Source organism: Asaia prunellae JCM 25354 (assembly GCF_000613885.1).
GTDB classification, from domain to species: Bacteria; Pseudomonadota; Alphaproteobacteria; order Acetobacterales; family Acetobacteraceae; genus Asaia; species Asaia prunellae.
This window is the reverse complement of the sequence record NZ_BAJV01000019.1, coordinates 19,513-38,077: the sequence shown is the minus strand read 5'-3', so window position 1 is coordinate 38,077 and position 18,565 is coordinate 19,513. Positions and strand designations below refer to the sequence as shown.

29 protein-coding genes are annotated in these 18,565 nt (G+C 55.4%); 20 read left to right on the top strand and 9 right to left on the bottom strand.

Annotated elements, in window-relative coordinates; genetic code table 11:
- Window positions 1–129: 129 nt before the first annotated feature.
- The 20 genes from JCM25354_RS14100 (at window position 130) to JCM25354_RS23855 (ending at window position 12,963) form a co-directional block, all read left to right on the top strand.
- Window positions 130–753 carry a hypothetical protein gene (locus JCM25354_RS14100; RefSeq protein WP_025886485.1) on the top strand — a complete coding sequence of 208 codons (624 nt, stop codon included), beginning with the start codon at window positions 130–132 and terminating at the stop codon, window positions 751–753.
- A 1-nt stretch (window position 754) separates the two neighbouring features.
- Window positions 755–1,051, top strand: coding sequence for a hypothetical protein (locus tag JCM25354_RS14095; RefSeq protein WP_025886484.1), 297 nt, complete (start codon window positions 755–757; stop codon window positions 1,049–1,051).
- Between the two features lie 1,069 nt (window positions 1,052–2,120).
- The gene (locus tag JCM25354_RS21455) at window positions 2,121–2,822 is read left to right on the top strand and encodes a hypothetical protein (protein ID WP_025886481.1); all 702 of its coding nucleotides are present in this window, start codon (window positions 2,121–2,123) and stop codon (window positions 2,820–2,822) included.
- The gene (locus JCM25354_RS14070; protein ID WP_025886480.1) at window positions 2,785–3,270 is read left to right on the top strand and encodes a RusA family crossover junction endodeoxyribonuclease; all 486 of its coding nucleotides are present in this window, start codon (window positions 2,785–2,787) and stop codon (window positions 3,268–3,270) included. The genes JCM25354_RS21455 and JCM25354_RS14070 overlap by 38 nt, the downstream gene beginning before the upstream one ends.
- 67 nt (window positions 3,271–3,337) lie before the next feature.
- Window positions 3,338–3,970 carry a hypothetical protein gene (locus tag JCM25354_RS14065; RefSeq protein ID WP_025886479.1) on the top strand — a complete coding sequence of 211 codons (633 nt, stop codon included), beginning with the start codon at window positions 3,338–3,340 and terminating at the stop codon, window positions 3,968–3,970.
- Between the two features lie 540 nt (window positions 3,971–4,510).
- Entirely contained in the window at window positions 4,511–4,726 is a 216-nt protein-coding gene (locus tag JCM25354_RS20830; protein ID WP_025886478.1) for a helix-turn-helix domain-containing protein, read from the top strand.
- Window positions 4,713–4,940, top strand: coding sequence for a hypothetical protein (locus JCM25354_RS21180; protein ID WP_159103512.1), 228 nt, complete (start codon window positions 4,713–4,715; stop codon window positions 4,938–4,940). Before JCM25354_RS20830 ends, JCM25354_RS21180 begins: the two co-directional genes overlap by 14 nt.
- 110 nt (window positions 4,941–5,050) lie before the next feature.
- Complete coding sequence (locus JCM25354_RS14045; RefSeq protein WP_025886477.1) at window positions 5,051–5,239, top strand: hypothetical protein; 189 nt, start codon at window positions 5,051–5,053, stop codon at window positions 5,237–5,239.
- Between the two features lie 23 nt (window positions 5,240–5,262).
- Window positions 5,263–5,457 (top strand): hypothetical protein, encoded by a 195-nt coding sequence (locus tag JCM25354_RS14040; protein WP_148301532.1) that lies wholly within the window; start codon window positions 5,263–5,265, stop codon window positions 5,455–5,457.
- Window positions 5,441–5,659, top strand: coding sequence for a hypothetical protein (locus JCM25354_RS14035; protein ID WP_025886475.1), 219 nt, complete (start codon window positions 5,441–5,443; stop codon window positions 5,657–5,659). The genes JCM25354_RS14040 and JCM25354_RS14035 overlap by 17 nt, the downstream gene beginning before the upstream one ends.
- An 84-nt stretch (window positions 5,660–5,743) precedes the next feature.
- Window positions 5,744–7,273 (top strand): toprim domain-containing protein, encoded by a 1,530-nt coding sequence (locus tag JCM25354_RS19225; protein ID WP_369345797.1) that lies wholly within the window; start codon window positions 5,744–5,746, stop codon window positions 7,271–7,273.
- On the top strand, window positions 7,257–7,547 hold the full coding sequence (locus tag JCM25354_RS23600; RefSeq protein WP_025886474.1) for an endonuclease VII domain-containing protein: 291 nt from the start codon (window positions 7,257–7,259) through the stop codon (window positions 7,545–7,547). Before JCM25354_RS19225 ends, JCM25354_RS23600 begins: the two co-directional genes overlap by 17 nt.
- Window positions 7,548–7,556: 9 nt before the next feature.
- Window positions 7,557–8,096 (top strand): hypothetical protein, encoded by a 540-nt coding sequence (locus tag JCM25354_RS14020; protein WP_025886473.1) that lies wholly within the window; start codon window positions 7,557–7,559, stop codon window positions 8,094–8,096.
- 173 nt (window positions 8,097–8,269) lie between these two features.
- The gene (locus tag JCM25354_RS20370; RefSeq protein ID WP_159103511.1) at window positions 8,270–10,144 is read left to right on the top strand and encodes a DNA polymerase; all 1,875 of its coding nucleotides are present in this window, start codon (window positions 8,270–8,272) and stop codon (window positions 10,142–10,144) included.
- Window positions 10,122–10,580: a group I intron-associated PD-(D/E)XK endonuclease gene (locus tag JCM25354_RS23595; protein WP_025886472.1), complete on the top strand. Its 459-nt coding sequence runs from the start codon at window positions 10,122–10,124 to the stop codon at window positions 10,578–10,580. The genes JCM25354_RS20370 and JCM25354_RS23595 overlap by 23 nt, the downstream gene beginning before the upstream one ends.
- 97 nt (window positions 10,581–10,677) lie before the next feature.
- Window positions 10,678–11,163: a hypothetical protein gene (locus JCM25354_RS21445; RefSeq protein WP_025886471.1), complete on the top strand. Its 486-nt coding sequence runs from the start codon at window positions 10,678–10,680 to the stop codon at window positions 11,161–11,163.
- A complete protein-coding gene (locus tag JCM25354_RS19210; RefSeq protein WP_084294787.1) occupies window positions 11,154–11,936 on the top strand; it encodes a hypothetical protein in 783 nt (260 codons plus the stop codon). The genes JCM25354_RS21445 and JCM25354_RS19210 overlap by 10 nt, the downstream gene beginning before the upstream one ends.
- A 12-nt stretch (window positions 11,937–11,948) precedes the next feature.
- A complete protein-coding gene (locus JCM25354_RS13985) occupies window positions 11,949–12,317 on the top strand; it encodes a hypothetical protein (RefSeq protein WP_025886469.1) in 369 nt (122 codons plus the stop codon).
- The gene (locus JCM25354_RS19205) at window positions 12,314–12,811 is read left to right on the top strand and encodes a dATP/dGTP diphosphohydrolase domain-containing protein (protein WP_025886468.1); all 498 of its coding nucleotides are present in this window, start codon (window positions 12,314–12,316) and stop codon (window positions 12,809–12,811) included. The genes JCM25354_RS13985 and JCM25354_RS19205 overlap by 4 nt, the downstream gene beginning before the upstream one ends.
- A complete protein-coding gene (locus JCM25354_RS23855; RefSeq protein ID WP_456303688.1) occupies window positions 12,808–12,963 on the top strand; it encodes a hypothetical protein in 156 nt (51 codons plus the stop codon). The genes JCM25354_RS19205 and JCM25354_RS23855 overlap by 4 nt, the downstream gene beginning before the upstream one ends.
- A 53-nt stretch (window positions 12,964–13,016) precedes the next feature.
- Here JCM25354_RS23855 and JCM25354_RS19200 read toward each other — a convergent pair whose 3' ends face one another.
- The 9 genes from JCM25354_RS19200 to JCM25354_RS20360 form a co-directional block, all read right to left on the bottom strand.
- Entirely contained in the window at window positions 13,017–13,469 is a 453-nt protein-coding gene (locus JCM25354_RS19200; protein WP_051537424.1) for a lysozyme, read from the bottom strand.
- On the bottom strand, window positions 13,469–13,645 hold the full coding sequence (locus JCM25354_RS21440; protein ID WP_159103509.1) for a hypothetical protein: 177 nt from the start codon (window positions 13,643–13,645) through the stop codon (window positions 13,469–13,471). Before JCM25354_RS21440 ends, JCM25354_RS19200 begins: the two co-directional genes overlap by 1 nt.
- The gene (locus JCM25354_RS13960) at window positions 13,645–13,899 is read right to left on the bottom strand and encodes a hypothetical protein (RefSeq protein ID WP_025886467.1); all 255 of its coding nucleotides are present in this window, start codon (window positions 13,897–13,899) and stop codon (window positions 13,645–13,647) included. Before JCM25354_RS13960 ends, JCM25354_RS21440 begins: the two co-directional genes overlap by 1 nt.
- 238 nt (window positions 13,900–14,137) lie before the next feature.
- A complete protein-coding gene (locus JCM25354_RS13955) occupies window positions 14,138–14,959 on the bottom strand; it encodes a hypothetical protein (RefSeq protein ID WP_025886466.1) in 822 nt (273 codons plus the stop codon).
- Window positions 14,932–15,492 carry a glycosyl hydrolase family 28-related protein gene (locus JCM25354_RS13950; protein ID WP_025886465.1) on the bottom strand — a complete coding sequence of 187 codons (561 nt, stop codon included), beginning with the start codon at window positions 15,490–15,492 and terminating at the stop codon, window positions 14,932–14,934. The genes JCM25354_RS13955 and JCM25354_RS13950 overlap by 28 nt, the downstream gene beginning before the upstream one ends.
- Window positions 15,493–15,778: 286 nt before the next feature.
- On the bottom strand, window positions 15,779–16,399 hold the full coding sequence (locus JCM25354_RS13940; protein ID WP_025886463.1) for a phage adaptor protein: 621 nt from the start codon (window positions 16,397–16,399) through the stop codon (window positions 15,779–15,781).
- Window positions 16,399–16,887 (bottom strand): hypothetical protein, encoded by a 489-nt coding sequence (locus tag JCM25354_RS13935; RefSeq protein ID WP_025886462.1) that lies wholly within the window; start codon window positions 16,885–16,887, stop codon window positions 16,399–16,401. The genes JCM25354_RS13940 and JCM25354_RS13935 overlap by 1 nt, the downstream gene beginning before the upstream one ends.
- A gap of 370 nt (window positions 16,888–17,257) precedes the next feature.
- Window positions 17,258–17,404, bottom strand: a complete 147-nt coding sequence (locus JCM25354_RS21435) for a hypothetical protein (protein ID WP_159103508.1) — start codon at window positions 17,402–17,404, stop codon at window positions 17,258–17,260.
- A gap of 230 nt (window positions 17,405–17,634) precedes the next feature.
- Window positions 17,635–18,558, bottom strand: coding sequence for an SU10 major capsid protein (locus JCM25354_RS20360; RefSeq protein WP_025886459.1), 924 nt, complete (start codon window positions 18,556–18,558; stop codon window positions 17,635–17,637).
- Window positions 18,559–18,565: the final 7 nt, after the last annotated feature.

The following is an 18,565-nucleotide window of genomic DNA, read 5'->3' as shown; positions in this document are numbered from 1 at the left end:
GGACGCCGCATGGTTCGCCGCAGAGGCCGCAGCATGGGACGCCGCAGAGGCCGCCGCATGGGACGCCGCAAACACACTTCTAACAGAGCTGGCTGAAACTGCTCATAGGCGCAGCGTAGGAGAAGGCGCATGATCCAGAACGAACAGAAGCCGGATAGCGCAGAGTTTCGGACGCTTGATAAGATGGTGGATGAAATCCAGGAACGTCTGATCGACCTGATGCTAGAACGCTGTTACCCGGACTACTCTGAAATAATGGGATGGCTCACAGAAGCCGAGGCCCGAGGCGCGGCAGAGCAGCGCCGGAAGGACGCGGAGGGGGCAGAGCCTGTTGGTTATGTAAGCCGCAGAGGTTTGGAGCAGCTTACGGCAGGGAAAGGAGCCAGCAGCAGTGTCCAAAGCATTTATCGGAACCCCGACAACTCATGGCCTATCCCTCTCTACACCTGCCCCGCCAACGTCGCTGCGCTTGAGGCGAGGGTGAAGGAGTTGGAGGCCGAAGTAAAAGAAGAACAGCGCATATCAAATCTAAGAGCAGAAGCCATAGACAACCTGACCAACCGCTGTGCTGCGATGGAGCAGGAAAAACATGAGGCCGTAGCAGAAGAGCGAGAGCGGTGCGCAAAGCTCTGCGAAGGGATATCACTGGAAAATCTATGGCAACGCATCTTCAGTTGCGGGGAGAAAGCCATCAGCGACACATACGAGGCGCGCGCAAAAGATGCAGCCGCAGACATCCGCGAGGGAGTCTAGCATGGATGATTTCATGGAAAACCACATCATCAAGATCGTAACCGCCCTCTTCGTACTCCTTGTAGGCGTCACGATTGCTGCGGAGATTTCTGAGTCCAGCGCAGATAGGGCCAAGTCTCAGGAATATTTCGCAGCTTGTATGGCGCTGCCGCAGGCGCAGTATGGACAGTGTCGAATGGACCAGCTCGCATTTGAAAATGGTGTAGCGATCCAGCGCCATGCTGAGCACGAAAGGGAAGCCCAAAACGCTGCTATAGCGTCCGCAGCTACCTCTATGGTTATCGCAGGGAGGCGCTAGTTAATATCCGCTTGACGTACACGTCGCAAAGTTAGGCCCAACTGCGCTGCAATTCGTCACACTACTATAAGGTCTTCCCGCAGCAACCGTTGCAGCGCCCGCTCTAAAGAGCCCCTCAGAGACACCTTCACGGCCTTGCAAAGCCCTCTGACTGGCATCCTGCTGCACCCTCTGCCCCACATAAGCGTCTAGACGGCTCATCTCCAGCGCCCCTTCGGACACCGTCATAGCCCCTTGGTCCACAGCCTTGGCGACCTCAAGACGCCTTGGCTCGGCCTCAAGCCGTGCTGCCATACCGCTGAGCTGGGCCTCATTCCCGTACTTGTAGAGGCTTGCGCCATGCAGGCCTCGCTTTGGAACGCCCTGCCCTGTGTCAGGCTATAGCTGGATGAACACTCTTTCCAGGCCTCTGCAAGCTGCTTGTAAGCAGTCTTCTGCGCGCTATCGGCACAGCCAACTAAAAATACAGGTATAATCAACAAGACTTTCCGCATGAGCAGCCCTCTCAAGTAACAGCGTAACATAGAAGGAAAACGCTCCAGGGATGCAAGAGATTCAACTGACGACCAAGCTATGTAGGCACTAGAAGAAAAACGCCAACCGATGGGCTTCAGCCTTCGGATTTCAAAGGAATCCTCTCATGAATTTTCAGGCCCCTTCACGCCGCCCCAAGCGTATGTCTCCGCTGTGGACCTCGCTTCCTCAGCAGATCCTTAAGAGGGAATTTATCAAGGCCCACGGTAAAGACATTGACGGCGCCTATCGTGTTCGCGGTCGCCTAGGCCAGGCTGTATGAGAAACACTGCAAGAGAGAAAGCAAAGGTTCTCTCAGCCGGAATGAAGGCCATCTGGCCGGACTTTCAAGGCGACCCAGACCAGATGGAGGATGTGTTCCTCAGGCTGGTTGAGGCCGTGCAGACGCAGGGCCACTACATCATTCTCATTACTACGGCGCCCTCAGCACCCTGCCACCTGCGTAAGCGGCTGAGCTGAGCGCGCACCCCCTATCAAACCCCGCTCGAACGGATCGGGACCGAAATCTCAATTCATATTTCGGATAAACAATCACATGGCAAAAGCCCCAAAGAAAATCCTCACGACCCCTAAGGGCGTCCTTCAGTTCCCTTCACTCCGAACTCCAAACACAAAATTCACACCTGAGGGCAACTTCGAAGCTCCCTTGATTCTGCGGCAGGACTGCCCCGACACACAGGCATTCCTGGCCAAGTTGGAGCCGTTCTACAAGCAGGCTGAGGCCTTTGCTCAGGAGCAGTTCAAGGCGCTCCCGGTCGGGAGCCGCAAGAAGCTGGGCGAGGTCAAGATGAACCCGCTCTATACCGAGGTCTACGATAAGGACACTGAAGAGCCGACTGGCGAGATCAAGTTCAACTTCAAGATGAAGGCCTCAGGGGTTCGTCAGGACGGTACAAAGTGGACCGCCAAACTCCCTGTGTTTGATGCCAAGGGTAAGAAGCTTGATCCAGTTCCTGATGCCTGGGGGGGAACAGTCGCCAAAGTCTCCTTTGAGGTTAAGAAGGACTTCAAGACGGGGCAGTTTGGCTATTTCATCCCCGGCACAGGGGCGGGCGGCCTAACGCTGGCTCTGGAAGCTGTTCAGATCATCGAACTGTCCTCGGGCGGTGCGCGTGATGCGGGCGGCTACGGCTTTGGCGAAGAGGACGGTTACGAAGGCTCTGATGAGACCGACGAGTCCGGCTGGAGCGGCTCTGACGATGCCGAGGCTTCGGCTGGAGACAACGGCGATTTCTGAGACTCACCAGGCTGGCATCATCCAGCAGGCTTTCGACTGGATCGCTGAGAACGCCTCACAGACCCACACAATCACTATTGAAGCTGAACCTCGACCGGAGAGCCTTCGGGCTGCCGTTCGGGGCGGTCGGGCCTATGTCTACAAGGGCAAGCTTTATGGGGAGTTTCTCCAGGCCTGTATTGAGCAGGTCTCGAAACAGCGTCCCGAAAGGCCCCTTACAGGGGACATTTACGGCCTCATGGAGGTCATCGTCACCAAGCCCAAATCGACCAAGCGCCGCCGTCCCGGAGGCGACATAGATAACCTTGTAAAGGGCGTTCAGGACGCTCTTACACAGGCCAAGGTCTACGAGGATGACGACAATCTGGTGAGCATTTCAGCGCACAAGCGCTGGGCTCGTTCAGGGGAACCCGCAGGGGTCCGCGTGATCCTTGGCGTCCTCAGCTGACCAGAATCAACCCGACAGTTTCATTCAATCAACAGAATCAGCGGATCGCTGAGCGGAGGATACAAGTATGCGCGCAGAAGATGCAAAAGTAGGTGTGCGGGTCCGCCTTCTGAAGGGCAGAGACCCCGTCTCTAGTGGAGAAATCGGCGTTATCCAGTGTAATGATGGCACGGATTGGCGTCCTCTCCAGGTTACTTTTAAGGGGGGGACTATTTGGTTTGATCTCGGTGAAGTTGAGCTCGCTGAGGGTATGCGTAAAGAAGATGTGAAAGTGGGTATGAAGGTGCTCGTGAAGTCCAGCACATACATGCCCACGCATATAACACGCGAGATGGTGGGGCACATTGTAGAGGTCAAGGAAGCTCCCGACCGGGAAGGGCAGGTAAAGCTCTGGACACCCGGTAGAACCAATTGGGGGTATTTCAACCTTTCCGACATCGAGCCTGTAGAGCCCCCTCAGGTCCCCTCAGTGACCATCAACGGCACTGTCTACGTCCCTGAGGACACCATCAAAACCCCTGAACCGGCACCCGCGCCGAAGTTCTTCTGGGGCCAGTGGGTGAAGGTTGCAGGTAGAACGGTACCTGCCATTGTTGTTGAGCCCCTAGCAAACGAGGCCGGAGACATCAAGGTCATATTTGCAGGGCATACAACCTATCAACGCCGCCCGGCGCGCGTCTGCACCCCTATCGGAGCCTGAGCATGTCTTTTCTGGTCCTCCTCACACTCCTCCTAATCGCACTGAAACTGACAGGGGTTATCGCATGTAGCTGGCTGCTTGTGCTGCTTCCCCTCCTGTGCATTCCTATTCTGTTCTTGTTTATGTGCTTTATCCTGGGGCGCCTGTCTGCTGTCTTCCTGCGGCACTAGGCACTTGCAGGTAAGTAGCTGACCGCCTGTGGGGCCGCTTTCGGGTGGCCTTCAGGTTTCCGTTCAAGTTTGTTTAGGGTGCCCTTAGAGGGCAGGCGTATCTGGAATCTCAGGCGACTGAGAATGGCATCTCCGAAGGGGCAGTCCATGCAGGAGATACCTCTGAAGTCGGAGGTGAGAACAGCTACCTCACGCACCGGGATGCGTATCACGCATCATGGTAATTAAGCAGGCGGATTTCGCACGGTCCTATCCGAATGCCCAAGAGATCGGGCTTTGCGACCCGACGATTTCAATAAACACCAATGGATAGGTGAGCGGCGCCCTAGCCGCCCTGCGCCTGTCCTCTAGGGGCACCTTCAAGGAGCCCATGACACCCCAAGCAAAACTCGTGCTGGACCACCTTCAGCACCACGGCTCGATTTCTGCTGTCGAGGCCGCAGCGGTTTACCGCATCCGCCATCTTCCACGCCGTATCCTGGACCTCAAAGAGGCTGGGCATGACATCCGCACGGAACCCCGCAAAGACCCTACGGGGCAGCGGTATGTCCGGTATTTTCTGGAGAAGCCGCATGACAACAATTGAGCACAACTCCGTCCCCGGTGAGCCCTCCGACATAACCATTGTAATGGACCCTGAGCAGGAAGACATCCGTGTCTCAGTTGCTCCTGAAGAGGATGGAATGCCCGCCTGCATCATCATTGAACAGGAGGAAGACTTTCTGAACCTCTCTTACGAACAGGCTGGCATCCTCGCCGCCACCCTCACAGCCTTTGCAAAGGAGCTTCCTCGTGTCTGAAAAGAAACCCGTTGTTTATGTCCCTGCAACGCTTCGCCGTGGTGGGTCGAGCTACTCTATTCCAAGTACCGCGCAGAGTCCTGCCCCTCGATTTGTAGTGTGGTGAGCCGATGGGAATTTATCTCAGAGCAGCCAGTATCGTAGCTGGCTGCATTCTCGCCATGACGCTGTGGGTCGGCCTCACTTTAGGAGCCTGCCAGATTTCCCCTATTTTTGCTGTGGGGGTTCAGATCTGCGTCCTGATCTTCGCCCTGTTCGGAATGTTGGTCAAACTACAAAAAGATTTTGGGGAGTTCTGATGAAAGCTCAACGTGATATTCATATGACTGCTGATATAAATCTTCAGGAACTTGTCACAGCCCTCAAACTGCGCTTTCCGGGGAACATTCACATTGAGACCCTCCCTGCCAGTGGAAAGGGTGTGAGCGTAACCGCCCAAGGTACTGCGGGCATCAAGGTCTCCTATACCAAGTCCGGCGATTCAGTCGGAGCGGAGGCCCATGACCTCCAAAGCTGAGAGCCATGCAGAGCTGGCTGAGGCTGAACGCCTTGGGGCTGAGCTTGGAAAGTGGGCTGCGGGGTTAGTCCCTGTTCCTGCTGCGCTGGTTGGACGCGGAAGTATCTATGACACAGCATGGCTGACGCCCTTTGAGGCTTCCCTGATCGCAGAGTGCGTACGCAGCCTCTTGCGACTTAGCCCAGCAGATGGACGCCTCTGACTATCTGAGCAAAGGCCCCTGCTCAGCTTGCGGTTCCCGTGATGCAGCCGCCTTATACACAGACGGCCATACGCACTGCTTCAGTTGCGGGCACCATACGGGGCCAACAAATGGACCACACACACACAAGCAGGAGGCGCGCACGTCATCAAACGCAGCTTCATTGAGGGCGATTATCAGCCGCTGACAAAGCGCGGCATTACCGCAGAGACCTGTCGTAAGATGGGCTACAAGGTCGGGAAAGATAAACACGGCAATGTCGTGCAGATTGCAGACTACCGGGGCGCTGACGGGCACCTGGTAGGACAGAAGCTAAGAGGAAAAGACAAGGCTTTCTCTGCGATCGGGATGAAGAATGCCCCTCTGTTTGCCCAGCATGTCTGGCCAAACAAGGGTAAGCGGGTGGTGGTCACTGAGGGCGAAATTGACGCCCTGTCAGTGGCCCAGATCACAGGCCTTTCGTGGCCTGTAGTGTCCCTTCCAAACGGCGCGCAGAGTGCTGCCAAGGCTCTTTCAGCTCAGATAGAGTGGCTTGAGGGATACGAGGAAGTTGTCCTCATGTTCGATATGGACGAGCCGGGGCGCAAGGCCGCTGCGGAGTGTGCTCAGTTGTTCACGCCGGGGCGGTGCAAGATTGCTGAGCTGCCCCGAAAGGACGCCAATGAGATGCTTATGGCCAATGAGGCCAAGGCACTCACCACAGCAATCTATAACGCACGGACATATCGCCCGGACGGGATCGTAACCCTGGCTGATGTTCGGGATAAAATCCTTGCACCTATTGAGGTGGGGATTCCGTACTTGTTCCCAGGAGTCACGGCAGCAACCTACGGGCGGGGTAGGGGCCAGCTTATCGGGATCGGAGCGGGGTCAGGGGTTGGTAAAACTGACCTAGTCACGCAGATGGTCGAGACTGATATAACCCAGCTTGGACTGAAGGTTGGAATCCTGTTTCTTGAGCAGCCCGTCGAGCAGACAGGCAAGCGGCTGGCAGGAAAGTTTGCCGGTAAGCGGTTCCATATTCCAGATGGAAGCTGGACACAGGAGGAGCTTGAGGCTGCGCTGGGTACCGTGGCTCAGGAGGACCGCCTTTACCTCTACGACAGTTTCGGGGGCGCTACCTGGTCCGTTATCCGAGGGCACATCAAGTATATGGTGCAGCACCTCGGATGTGACTGCATCTATTTGGACAACCTCACAGCACTAACTGCGCATATGGATGATGAGAGGCAGGAGCTGGATGCGATGCTGGAGGAAATGGCCACAATGGCCAAGACCCTCGACTTCGTGTTCCACTTCATTTCCCACCTAGCCACCCCGAAAGATGGACCACCACATGAAGAAGGTGGGCGTGTGAAGGGGCAACACTTCAAGGGTTCGCGCACCATTATGTTCTGGGCGCATATGCTCTGGGGTCTTGAGAGAAACACTCAGGCAGATGACCCAGAGGAGCGCCGACAGAGTATCCTGCGGTGTCTCAAAGACCGCCATACGGGGCGCGCTACCGGAATGACATTTCCCCTCACATTCGATGATGCGACGGGGAGGCTGATTGAAGCGGTGCCTGAAGAGTGTGCGTCACCGTTCCAAGAGGACGATGACGCGCCGTTCTAAGAGGGACCCTCTAAAGTCCCTTAAAGACACCTTACGGCGCTACGGCCTGACCATCTCCGATTATCACCAGAAGCTCAAGGACCAGCACTACGGCTGTGCCATTTGCGGTCAAGCTGACTTCGGAGGTCTGCGGCTGAGCGTAGACCACGACCACCAGACAGGTTCCGTCAGAGGGCTCCTCTGCACGGGCTGCAATGTCGGATTAGGGCACTTCAGGGAGAACCCTGAGGTGCTGATCAGAGCAGCCGATTATCTCATCCAACACGAAACCTAGGAGACTCCTTTGGAGCCCCATCACCATGTCCATATCAGCACGGGCTTCCTGTTCGTCCTGATGCTGGCGCTTGTCGCGCTGATCGTTGCTATCGGCTTTGCTATCTACCTGGCGCGTAAGCCCAAGGTTATCGAACGCGTCGAGCGTGTTTCGCAGATGCGGTCCATCGAGCCCGAGGCTGAGGCCGTTCCCTATGTCCGTTCAGCGTCGAGCGTGGGAGCGTTTCGGACGCCGCACCGACAGGTTAATCCGACCGTCTCCCCTCCGGTGCATTCATACAGCCGAGCTTCAGTTCCTGAGCCCCGGCATCACTACACAGCGCCTTACACGCCTCCCTACACCCCTCCAGTCCAGAGTGACCGCCTTTTCGAGGGCATCCTACTGGGGGAACTCATGGGCAGCTCTCATGGGTCAACCACGGTGATCGAAAGCGCGCCGTCCTATTCATCATCTTCAGACAGCTTCTCCTCAGGCTCCGACAGCGGTGGCTTCAGCTACGACAGCGGGTCTTCTTCGTCCGATAGTGGCGGCTTCGACTGCTCCTGGTGAGGCGATCTTCAACGACACATAAACGGGACGCTTAGGGCGTCCTTAGGAGACGCACATGCGCTGCCTATCACACTTCTTCCACGATTGGGGGCTCTGGGAGCACTACCCTTATGCCCCTCTATACCAGCGCAGGACCTGCAAGAGGTGCGGACTGACGAAGCGGAGATATGTCAGTGTCTGAAGAGGTCCTTATATGGGACTGCGAGGCTGACGGCCTCCTCGACACCGCCTCCAAACTTCACTCACTCCAGATCGGCACAGTCACAGGCACGGATAGCACAGTCTATTGTGATGCCATGCCGGGGTACCCTTCAATCGCTAAGGGCCTCAAACGCCTTTCAGAAGCCCCTAAACTGATCGGGCACAACGTCCTTAAATACGATTTCCCCCTTATCGAGAAGCTCTACCCCGGAACACTCCGGCTGGAGCAGATGGTGGATACGCTTGTTATGGCGAGGCTCTTTTCCCCTGAGGAGAGAGCGCACAGTCTGGACGAGTGGGGGCAACGTTTAGGGGTCCTGAAAGGGACCTTCAAGGGCCCTTGGGACACCTGCACACCAGCCATGCTGGAGTATGCAGCGCAGGATGTTATCGTAACCCGCGCACTCTACAATCATGTCAAGGAAGTCGAGGAATGGGGTTGTCTCGATACTGAGCTGAAGTTCGCATGGATCATGTTCCTTCAGGAGCAGAACGGATTCACCCTGGATATCAAGGCCGCTCAGGAACTTGAGGCGGAACTTCGGGGGGAGCTGGCCGACCTCCTGACCGAGGCGCAGTCAGCATTTCCCCCACGATGGGTGCCTAACGGAAAGAACGCACAGGCTGCCCTGTTCGTACCCAAGAGCGACAACAAACGGCACGGCTACACAGCTGGCTGTCCCATGACCAAGGTGATCCTTCAGGACTTCAACCCCGGATCACGAAAGCAGGTCGGTGAGCGCCTTATGCAGCTTGGCTGGAAACCAAAAGCATATGGCAATGACGGGAACCCCACCATTGATGACGAAATCCTGTCCCGCCTCCCCTTCCCTCAGGCAAAGAAGCTTGTCCGATACTTCGCTGTCTCAAAGCAGCTTGGACAACTGTCAGATGGAAAATATGGGTGGTTGCAAGTTGTCGGCTCTGATGGCCGCATCCACGGACGTGTCAATTCAGTCGGCTGCGCTCCAGGCCGCTGCAGTCACAGCGCCCCAAATATGGCCCAGGTCTCCAAGAAAGACCTTCGAATGCGCTCTGTATGGATCGCAAGAAAAGGGTGGAAGCTTATCGGCTGTGATGGAGCGTCGATACAGGCCCGCGCCCTGGCTCACTACCTTGCCCACTATGACGGTGGACTTGCGATCAATCGTGAGATCAACGGGGACAAGGCGCGGGGAACGGATACTCATAGCACTAACCGGAAGGCTCTGGAGCTATGCGGAATGCGTGTCCCTGCTGGGTATCAAGGTGATCCGGGTAAGCTGCTCGGCAGGCTTCGTGAAGGTGCAAAGCGTGCCCTTTACTGCGTGCTGTTCGGAGGGGGAGACCCCAAATTGGGCAAGACGATCAAGGAAGAATGCCGAGAAGCTGGCGTTCCCGTCCCGCGAGTTCCTGATAGCGAACTAGGTAAGCTGGCACGTAGGCAGTTGTTCAAGGCCATTGTTGGCTTTGATAAACTACAGGCCGCTATCCAGGCCGCTGCGCGGAGCCCCAAAAAGGGCGGTAGAGGGTACTTGAAGGCCCTCGGCGGAATGCACGTCAAGTGCCGATCAGAGCATAGCGCGTTGGTGTTTCTTATGCAGTCCTTCGAGGCGTCCGTAATGAAGCTTGCCGCTGTGATCTTCTACTTTGAGAAGTGCGTTGAGAACGGCTGGAAACACGGGGAGGACTTCGCGTTCTGCGCCAATGTTCATGACGAGGCCCAGATGGAGGCCCGCCCAGAGATCGCTGAAGCGGTTGGGCAGGCATTTGCAGATTCAATCAAAGAGGCCGGTGAACGGCTTGGTTCAAGGTGCCCAATGGCTGGAGATTACATAATTGGAGATGATTGGGCTGCGACACACTGACGCAGCAGGGCTCGTTCCTGCCCACTACAGAGGAAGTGCGAGTGAGCACATAGCCGCAGCCCTATTCCTACGCCGTGGGCTGGAGGTGTTCTGGCCTGCAGTCCAACAGAGCTGGACGGACTTTGTCGTGTTTGAGGGCGGTTCCTTCAAGCGCGTACAGGTCAAGACGGCAACGTGGAATATGGGCTCACCCCCATACAGGTATCTTCAATGCCGCGTCCGGGGAACGAACTCTGATGGATACTCTGAATACGACACGTTGGTGGTCGTCGGCGAGGAAGATGTCTGGGAAATCCCGAAATCCAGAATATCCTCATCAAACCTCTGTTTGAAATCGGATGGCCCGCGTCCCCCAACACAATGGAATGGTTACATGATCAAGATCAGCGACATTCTATGCCCACCAACCTTCACGGAGCTTTCCAATAACCCCTGAAACGGACTTTCACGTCCCGTTCCTACCGGAACACTACAAGACTGCCCTCAAGGCAGTCCGCACCGTTTATCCCACAGCGATCCTTGCAGGTGGCGCTTTGCGTGACCTTTGCTGGGGCTTTCATGTCAAGGATCTGGATATCTTCGTAGATGCCGCAGACGGTCCTCTGGAAGAGCGCTTGCCGGATCTTCAAAAAATCTTTGGGGCCTGTGCATTCTGCTCCTTAGATTACATTCCCAGCTCGGCACCTGAAGTGGGCGCCTCAGCTGTGTTTCCTGATTGTGCGTTCGGCCCCCTTCCAATCAACGTCATCGAAATTCAACGCCCTCACGGTGTGAATGATTTCGAGACCTTTGTACGCCGTCGCATGGACTTCGCAGCCTGTCAGATCAGTTATGACGATAACCTTGTCAGGATGACCGACCAGGGGTTCGCAGACCTGAGAGACAAGGTCATGCGGCTGGTTCGAAAGGAGACCCCAGAGGGCGTTGAGAGGTCCCTTAGAAGGGCTGAAAGATTCCAGCAGCGTATGCCCGGTATCAGGTTTGAGCTGGGAATGGAGGCGCCTTCTCCATCAGCCTAGCTCTGATTGACGGCGATATATGCGCCTTCAGAGCCGCAGCAGCGGTTCAAAAGACTTTCGACTTCGGCACCATTGAGCCGACCATACACGCAGACGAAGAAGAAGCCCAAAGAGCCTGCATAGAGACTATTGAAGCGTGGGCCAGTCTAGCCCGTTGCAAGGACGTTAGGGTGCTGTTCACAGGCCCGCATAACTTCCGCAAGAAGATCTTACCGACCTATAAAGGGAACCGTAAAGGCGGTAAACCTCTGGCCTATTGGGCCACTGTACGCGCCGTCAAAGAACGCTTCAAATGTGATGAAGTAGATGGTCTTGAGGCTGACGACCTCATGGGCATTCTGGCTACCTCCGAGGGGCATGAAGACAGCATTGTTGTGACCCTCGACAAGGACCTGCGAACGGTTCCAGGGCGCCACTTCAACCCCGTCAAAGACGCAAAGCCCTGCATCATTACCCCCTCTCAGGCGAACCTGAAGTGGTTCACTCAGACCCTGACCGGAGACACCACAGACAATTACGCAGGCTGCCCCGGTATAGGCCCAAAACGCGCCGAAGCGATCCTGAAGGGCTGGGACGGACGCTCTCTGACTGCGGGGTGGAAGATGGTGGTCGAAGCTTACAAGAGCAAGAAGCTGACAGAGGCGGATGCGCTGGTACAGGCAAGAGTGGCCAAGATACTGACACGGGATGATTACGACAAGGAAAGTAAAGAGGTGATTTTATGGGGCCTTAAGGGGCCTCAGAGACTGAAACTTGAAGATGTTATGAAATAGAGAGGAAAGAGAATGCGCAAGTTTAAGGTAGGAGACCGTGTAAAGGCGGTAGATAGTTTTCGCCTGCTTTCCAAACACGTAGGTAAGTGTGGCCGCGTCCAGAATGTAGGTGAGTACTTCATAGACGTGGCATTTGATGACGGCGCGTATGATGATGGCCGCCTGACAGATTTCGAGTTTCTCCATCCAGCTGTGAACACAGAAGCCCTCAAGGCAGACCTGATGGCTGCTGTAGAGGCCGGAGAAGGGGCCAGCGTCTGGGACACATTAGGTTCCCATGCCAAGCCAGCATTCGCCAAGGAGCTTCTGGAGAAGCACTTCAATCTTGTTCGGGTGCCAGCTTCGGCTGCCAAATGGGTAGAAAAGGAGAGCGCAGCTTGAGCAAGCCGGTATCCGTGGACGACTGGTGGGACCTTACATCTGAAGAGCGTAAGGAATTTGAGGATGCCCATGAGCGGCGTGTAGAGGTTGTTTCGGGGGCTACTGTACGGTCCCTTGAAGTGCGTTCTGAGGACCTTAAGAGGGAGGCTGTATGTGTGCCGGAGGCGCGCGCTTCAGGCGGCCTTCGATACAATGAAGGTAAGCTGCGCTACGACCTTCTCCCTCCAGATGCCGTACAAGAGCTTGTAGAGGTCCTCACAAAGGGCGCTCAGAAGTACCCAGAACGGAATTGGGAGAAAGGCATGGACTGGTCAAATTGCCTGGCCAGCCTGAAGCGGCATCTCGCCTCATGGGAAATGGGCACAGATAACGATGCAGAGACAGGGCGGATGCATATGGCTCATGTCATGTGGAACGCCATGGCGCTCGTGACATATGCCTTACGGGGTATTGGGACTGATGATCGCCCCCAGATCAGGGCGCACACAGTGTGAGCGAAACCGTCACGATCACTGTCGAAAGGCACAGCGAACTGCTGGATGCAGAGCGCGAGCTAGATGCTCTCCATGCAGGCGGAGTTGATAATTGGGAGTGGTACTCAGAGAGTCTGCGTGAAGCGGGGTTCTATGATGAGGACGACGAGTAAGTAAAATCAGTTCCCCTTAGAGGCCCTTTTCGGGTCCCTTTGGGGAACTGTTTTTACTTAACCTGTGGACAGGAACAGATTACGTTCTTGGCGCGTCTCAGGGATAGCCCCCGGCTCACCTCGCCTTTGATTAGGTTCCATTTCGGGAACTCGTTAGCGGCTCCTTTGAAGTCCCCTGCATTGAGCCTTTTCAGCAACGTTGAGCGGCTGAACGCAGACTCTCCGATGTTGTAGACCAAGCTCAGTACAGCGGCTCCTTGGCGGTCCGTCAGAGGCACTTTCACAAGGCGCTCGATAGTGTCCCAGAAGGACACCAGAACGTTCCTCAGCAAGGCCGCTGCCATAGGCTCAGACATGGTTGGCGTTGCGGCTGTGACCGGCTTACCGTTGAGCAGGTAGGTAGACCCATAGCCGATTGTCCAGACGCCGCCTTGGTCCCGATAGGGGCGTGATCTGAAACCCTCGAATGAGGCTACCAGAGCGACCGCCTCTTCAGGGAAACCCATCAGGTGGCCTTAGGGGTCTTGAAGGCCGCAATGATCTTTATGATCGCAGTGACCGCAGCCAGGATGACAGCGCGGATAGCGTCGGAACTGCCAGAGGTAATAGCCGATTCAGCAGCCGCAGCAACAGTAGCGATGCCTCCAGCAATAGCGGCTCCTTCTAGTTTCGTGATTTTCATTACTTAGTCCAGAAATGGTTGAAAAGAGTTTCTCCGATCCATCCCACCCCTCCAATACCAAGGGATACAGCGGCCCAGATACCGAGGACTTTGGCGCGGTCATTCTCTATTGTAGAGATACGCTCCTCAAGGTCCTTGAGTTTTCTGTCCTGCTCTTTATCCCGTGTCAGGAGCATATCGAGTTTACCTTCAATGCGCCCGACAAGGAGTAGGAGGGTATTGGGAATATCGGTACGTTCTTCGGGAGAGAGCATTAATCAGGCTCCTACCCTGAGGGTATAAATCAATTGGGATACATTCGTGCTTCCCATGCGAAAGTCACAGGGTAAGGCTGTGAACTCTGCACATGTACAGTAAATCCGGTGCTGGTCTTGGTATCTGCGTACCAGCCTGCCGCCGTTCCAGGGGCTTTCGTGGGAGATATGGAGACCCAATAAGGAACTCCAGGGAGCCCGTGAGGAACCGTTACGGACACCTCTCCGGCTGGTAGAGTCACCTCGCCACGGCTGACCGTGAGATAACCGGCATTGCCTCTACGTGCGCCCCCGTTTTGTCTCCGCTGAAATACACCCCTACTTGAGAGTTATACGCGAGATCGTTGCCTGTAATGGTCACACCTGCCCCGTTGACCGCACAAATACCGGCTGTTGTGCTGAGGTTGGAATTCAACGCCCCTGAACGGGTCCCCGTAATAAGTGCTGTAGAGGCCTGGTTTGTGTTTATCAGGTTGATAGAACACGTACCTGCGGCACCGTTAGCCCCGTTCTGAAGGAATTCAGCCCCTACGATCTGCGTTCTGAACGCGCTTCCAACATAGCCTTCCTGCGAATTATCAAAGACAATCACGTCTCCGATCTGAATATCCGCAACATTACCTGTGACGTATATTCCGCGGCCTATATTGGACTTTGGCAGCCTGAAGCTCCGACCCGTTGCAGCCGTACCGGCGGCTTCAATGAACGTTCCGCCAGAAACGGTAATATGACCGCTGTAGGTGTTGAAGAACAGCTCGTTATTCCCGTCTGTAGAGAATATGCCGCCCTCGATGTTGATGTTGGAAATATACCCTTCAGGTGTCCCAACAAACCGCGCTCCACCAAGGCCATTGGCGAAAGCCTGCGTGTCCCACCACGGAAGTAATATCATGGGGTTTTTCGTGTTGGATACGACACTGTAGCCATAGCCATCGTTCGTCTGGCTAATGGTGTTGGTCAGGTTCCATTGTGCTGTCGTGTATGTTGCGTTGTTGCTCAGATAGAACCCGTCGCCATAATTGTTCTGTGCCGTCAGGTTTGATGCAACGCCATAAGCCATCCCGCCCAGATAAAATCCGGTCCATTGATTGGTGGCATAGATGTCCCGCAGGTAGCAAATCCACCTCCCCCGCCTGACGTATCAATACCCCGCGCCGTATCAGAGGTTGGAGCGACAGACCGATCTACCGAAAAGCCAGACAGGGTGTAGTTGGACAGCCCAGCAGCCACAGAAATCACAGGGGCTGTAGCCGAGTTGGAGACGAACGTTACAGACGTTTGCCCCGCACCTACGAGCGTAGTGCCGTTTCTGGTGATGTTAATGGGCGAGGAAACCAGGCACTTGCTGATGCCCTGCGGGATCGCAACGTTGTTGTATGCTGAAAGAACGGCATTGATGGCCACTGTGTCGTCGGTTGTGCCGTCACACTTTGCGCCCTTTGCCAAGATAGAAACAAAGGGGGGTTGCAGGAGGCCACCTGAAGTCAGGCCCTGTTTGATAGTCAGCTTGTCAAAGGTCGGAGCCGGAAGAGCATACGCACTTGAAGAGGCAAGGAGCCACAGGAGAGTCCCGCCACAGAGACCTCTATACAACAGCAATAGTCCCCCCGTTATTCCATAGAGTCCCTGAGGGAAGACCTTCATCGGAAGTCGGGAGGCCCCGTAGATCCCCCGTCAGGAAATAATTTGCGTTGATCAAAGCCTGCTGGGCATCTGAGAGGGCCTTCTGGGCTGCCTCGTTAGCATCCTGAGCAAGGGGGAGAGCAGCCTGTAAGGCGTTCTGTATGTCCAATGCAGCTGCAATCGACAGGGTATTATCGTAAAAAAAGGACCCACAGCACTTTGCAGGGGTCTTCAAGGAAGGTGTGGTCATAGGACTCTAATCCAGAGGATATAAAGGTTGGATGGCAGAGGGGCCACCACTATTTTCCATAGCGATCGTCTGCCCTTGCACATCCCCTAAGATCCCGACAAAGGTGTCTTCCCATGTCTGGGTTGAAGGGTGATCACACCACAGCCCCGCGTACTTCAGCGCACCGTAAGTAAGAAGATCAGGACAGGATAAGCTGAAGGCATTGGTGTCGGAAAGGTCCTGGAGACGGTCCACTGAGCCATAGTAGTGCAGAAGCACCGACCCGCCGTTGGGTATTGCCCCCCGAAAGTGCAGCGTACTTCCTACCCTTGCATAAGCACTTGGAGCGCCTAACTTAGGAAGCTCTACAATCTGCCGGAAGGCCTTTCGGTCCAGGGGTCTACTGCGGTCCTGACAGGTGGTACTGGAAAACACATCAATCATCTCCAGAAGGTCATCAGGGACCGTCACATAGGTCATCTCCCCCTGAGCTAAAATAAGACGTGAGCGTTCCATTGAGGGGACCCTGAGGGTCCTCTGAACGCGCATAACGGCCCTGTTGACGAAAGCGATAGCGCGCTCCTGAGGGCAGTCATCCCTGTTAAGTTCGCCGTTGAAGTCGGAGAGTATGTCCTGAAGGGTACTCATCACCACTTTCCGGCTTGAGAGTTGATGAGGAGAGGTACCCAGCTAGGCGTCCCGTTTACGAGCAAGCACCCTACATAAGTGCTTGCATTCGTGGGATTTGTATCCTTGTAAATGTAGGACGAGCCTGCATTGTGATCAGCAGTCATAGCCGTCCAGAACTTCTGACCATCCGGAACATAGGCGATCAGAGGGGGAGTGCATGGACGGGGCAGATCATCAAACGCTATCGAGGGTGGAGAGAAGCTGGTTGTAACAGCCAGCGTCTGAACCGTGCCGCCTGTTTTGGGAAGGTACGTTGCGGACGCCTGCTGATGAAGCGAGTCCATTGCATAAGTGAGCGCATCAACAGTCGTGTAACTGCCCAGCCTGCTATCGAGCTGATCTTGAGTAAGGTAGTCACAAAGCAGCCCTCCAGCACACACCAGGGATACAGGCTGGACCTTATGCCAGACACCTGACGAAGCCTTGTAAGATGTGACTGCTGGCACTCTGTCTTGACCGACTGGAGTGACTAACGTCTGTGCCGAGGCAAAGGGAGAGATAAAAAAGAGTGCAGCTAGGGCACTTAAAAGGCGCCACATGGTCAGCCAATCTCCGAAATGTTGATGGTTCCTACAGCTCCGTTATCAGGAACTGCTGCAAGGACTGTTCCGGGGGCAGCGTTCAGGTACTCAACATGGCCTGTCGGGAGGAAGAGCCCCTGCCCTACTGCGGCTGGGCCGTTGAGGCTGATCCAAGCGTCTACCGTGCCAACAACTCTGATTGCACGGCTTGCCGTAGAGACTGGCTGAGCTGAGGCACTGCCTGAAGACAACGTCAGGTTTGTGGATTTATAGATTGTGATGGGGGAGTATGACATCATATCTCCTTGGAAGTGGCCAGGAATGCTTCAAGATTGTCTCTACGAAGTAGTGCAACAATCTCACGAGCCTCCATGTTCCAAGGGTCATAACCCTGAGCGCACCACAGATCGAACACAGCTGCAGGGATAGAGGCGACCTTCATGTATTCGCGCTCCCTCACATTTTTCGAGGCTAGGCGCTCATCCCGCAGGGCTGCGAGAAAGTCGTCCGAAAGTTCTTGTTTGCGTAGGATCACGAGCGATCCGTCATCCTGACCTATCAAGTTGGTCTGGACGGTGTTGAAAGCGTTCAAGGGCCTGCTTTGAAGAATGTGAAGGGGAACCGAGGAGCCCCGTTAGAGGCCCCTCAGAGTGGCTTAGTCCAGGTTCGTGATCAGGCTGAGCCTTTGAAGTTCATATGCTTCAGAGAGAACTCGCCCAGGATCTGCTTGTTCTTGGTGTCACCTGTGATCGCCAGATCCTGCGTGAACCAGTCACGGAAGGTGACAAGCTTCCACATTGCCGGGTCAAACAGCAGAGCATCCGCCGTGGTGTCCTTTGAGCCAGAGGCATTGGTGCCCCGAACAAAGCGGTCCATCACAACCTTAAGGGTCCCGAAGGGGGACTTATAGATTGAGATGTTGTGATTCAGGGTTGTGTCCTGATTCTGAACCATGACGGTACGGTTGGAAGCAGAGAAATCAGCAATAGTGGCGGCATCGCTGGGGCGGACGATGATCGTGGTCGGATCAGCACCGTTATCATAGCAGGCCTGCTGCGTTGTCAGGACCATCTGCTCAGTGAGCGGGGAAGCGGCAGGCGTTTCCGAAGCGTTCATACCCGCCCCAGCCGTATAAATCATGCTGGGATCAATCATCGCCTGATAGCCGGCCATCTTCCGCGCCGTACCTGCTGCACCAGCCTCTTTACCCTGTCCGGTGCCGATGAAGGCCCACTCGCGGTCGCGCTTCAGCTCCTTGGAACGTAGGCCCAGCTGATACGCCATCTCATCCCTGCGCCCATACGTCTGGGTCTTCTGCATGGACCCCGTCACACTAGCCGTCTTGGTAAAGATCTGAGTGGTGTTCTCCCGCATCACAGTAGGTTTGGACTGCGCGTCAGGAGCTGTTGCACCCTCAGTCTGAGCATTCTCCCCTACATTCATCAGGGAGTCTTCCTGCCAGTCGAAGAGGCGCTGGCCGCACTTATCACTGCCGATCATCGACTGAAACGGCGTACTGGTCGGAGCAATATTGGAGATAATGTCCGAAACGTCTTCTTTGGTACCTACAACATCGTAGGAGGAAATGGTGGTCAAATAGGTT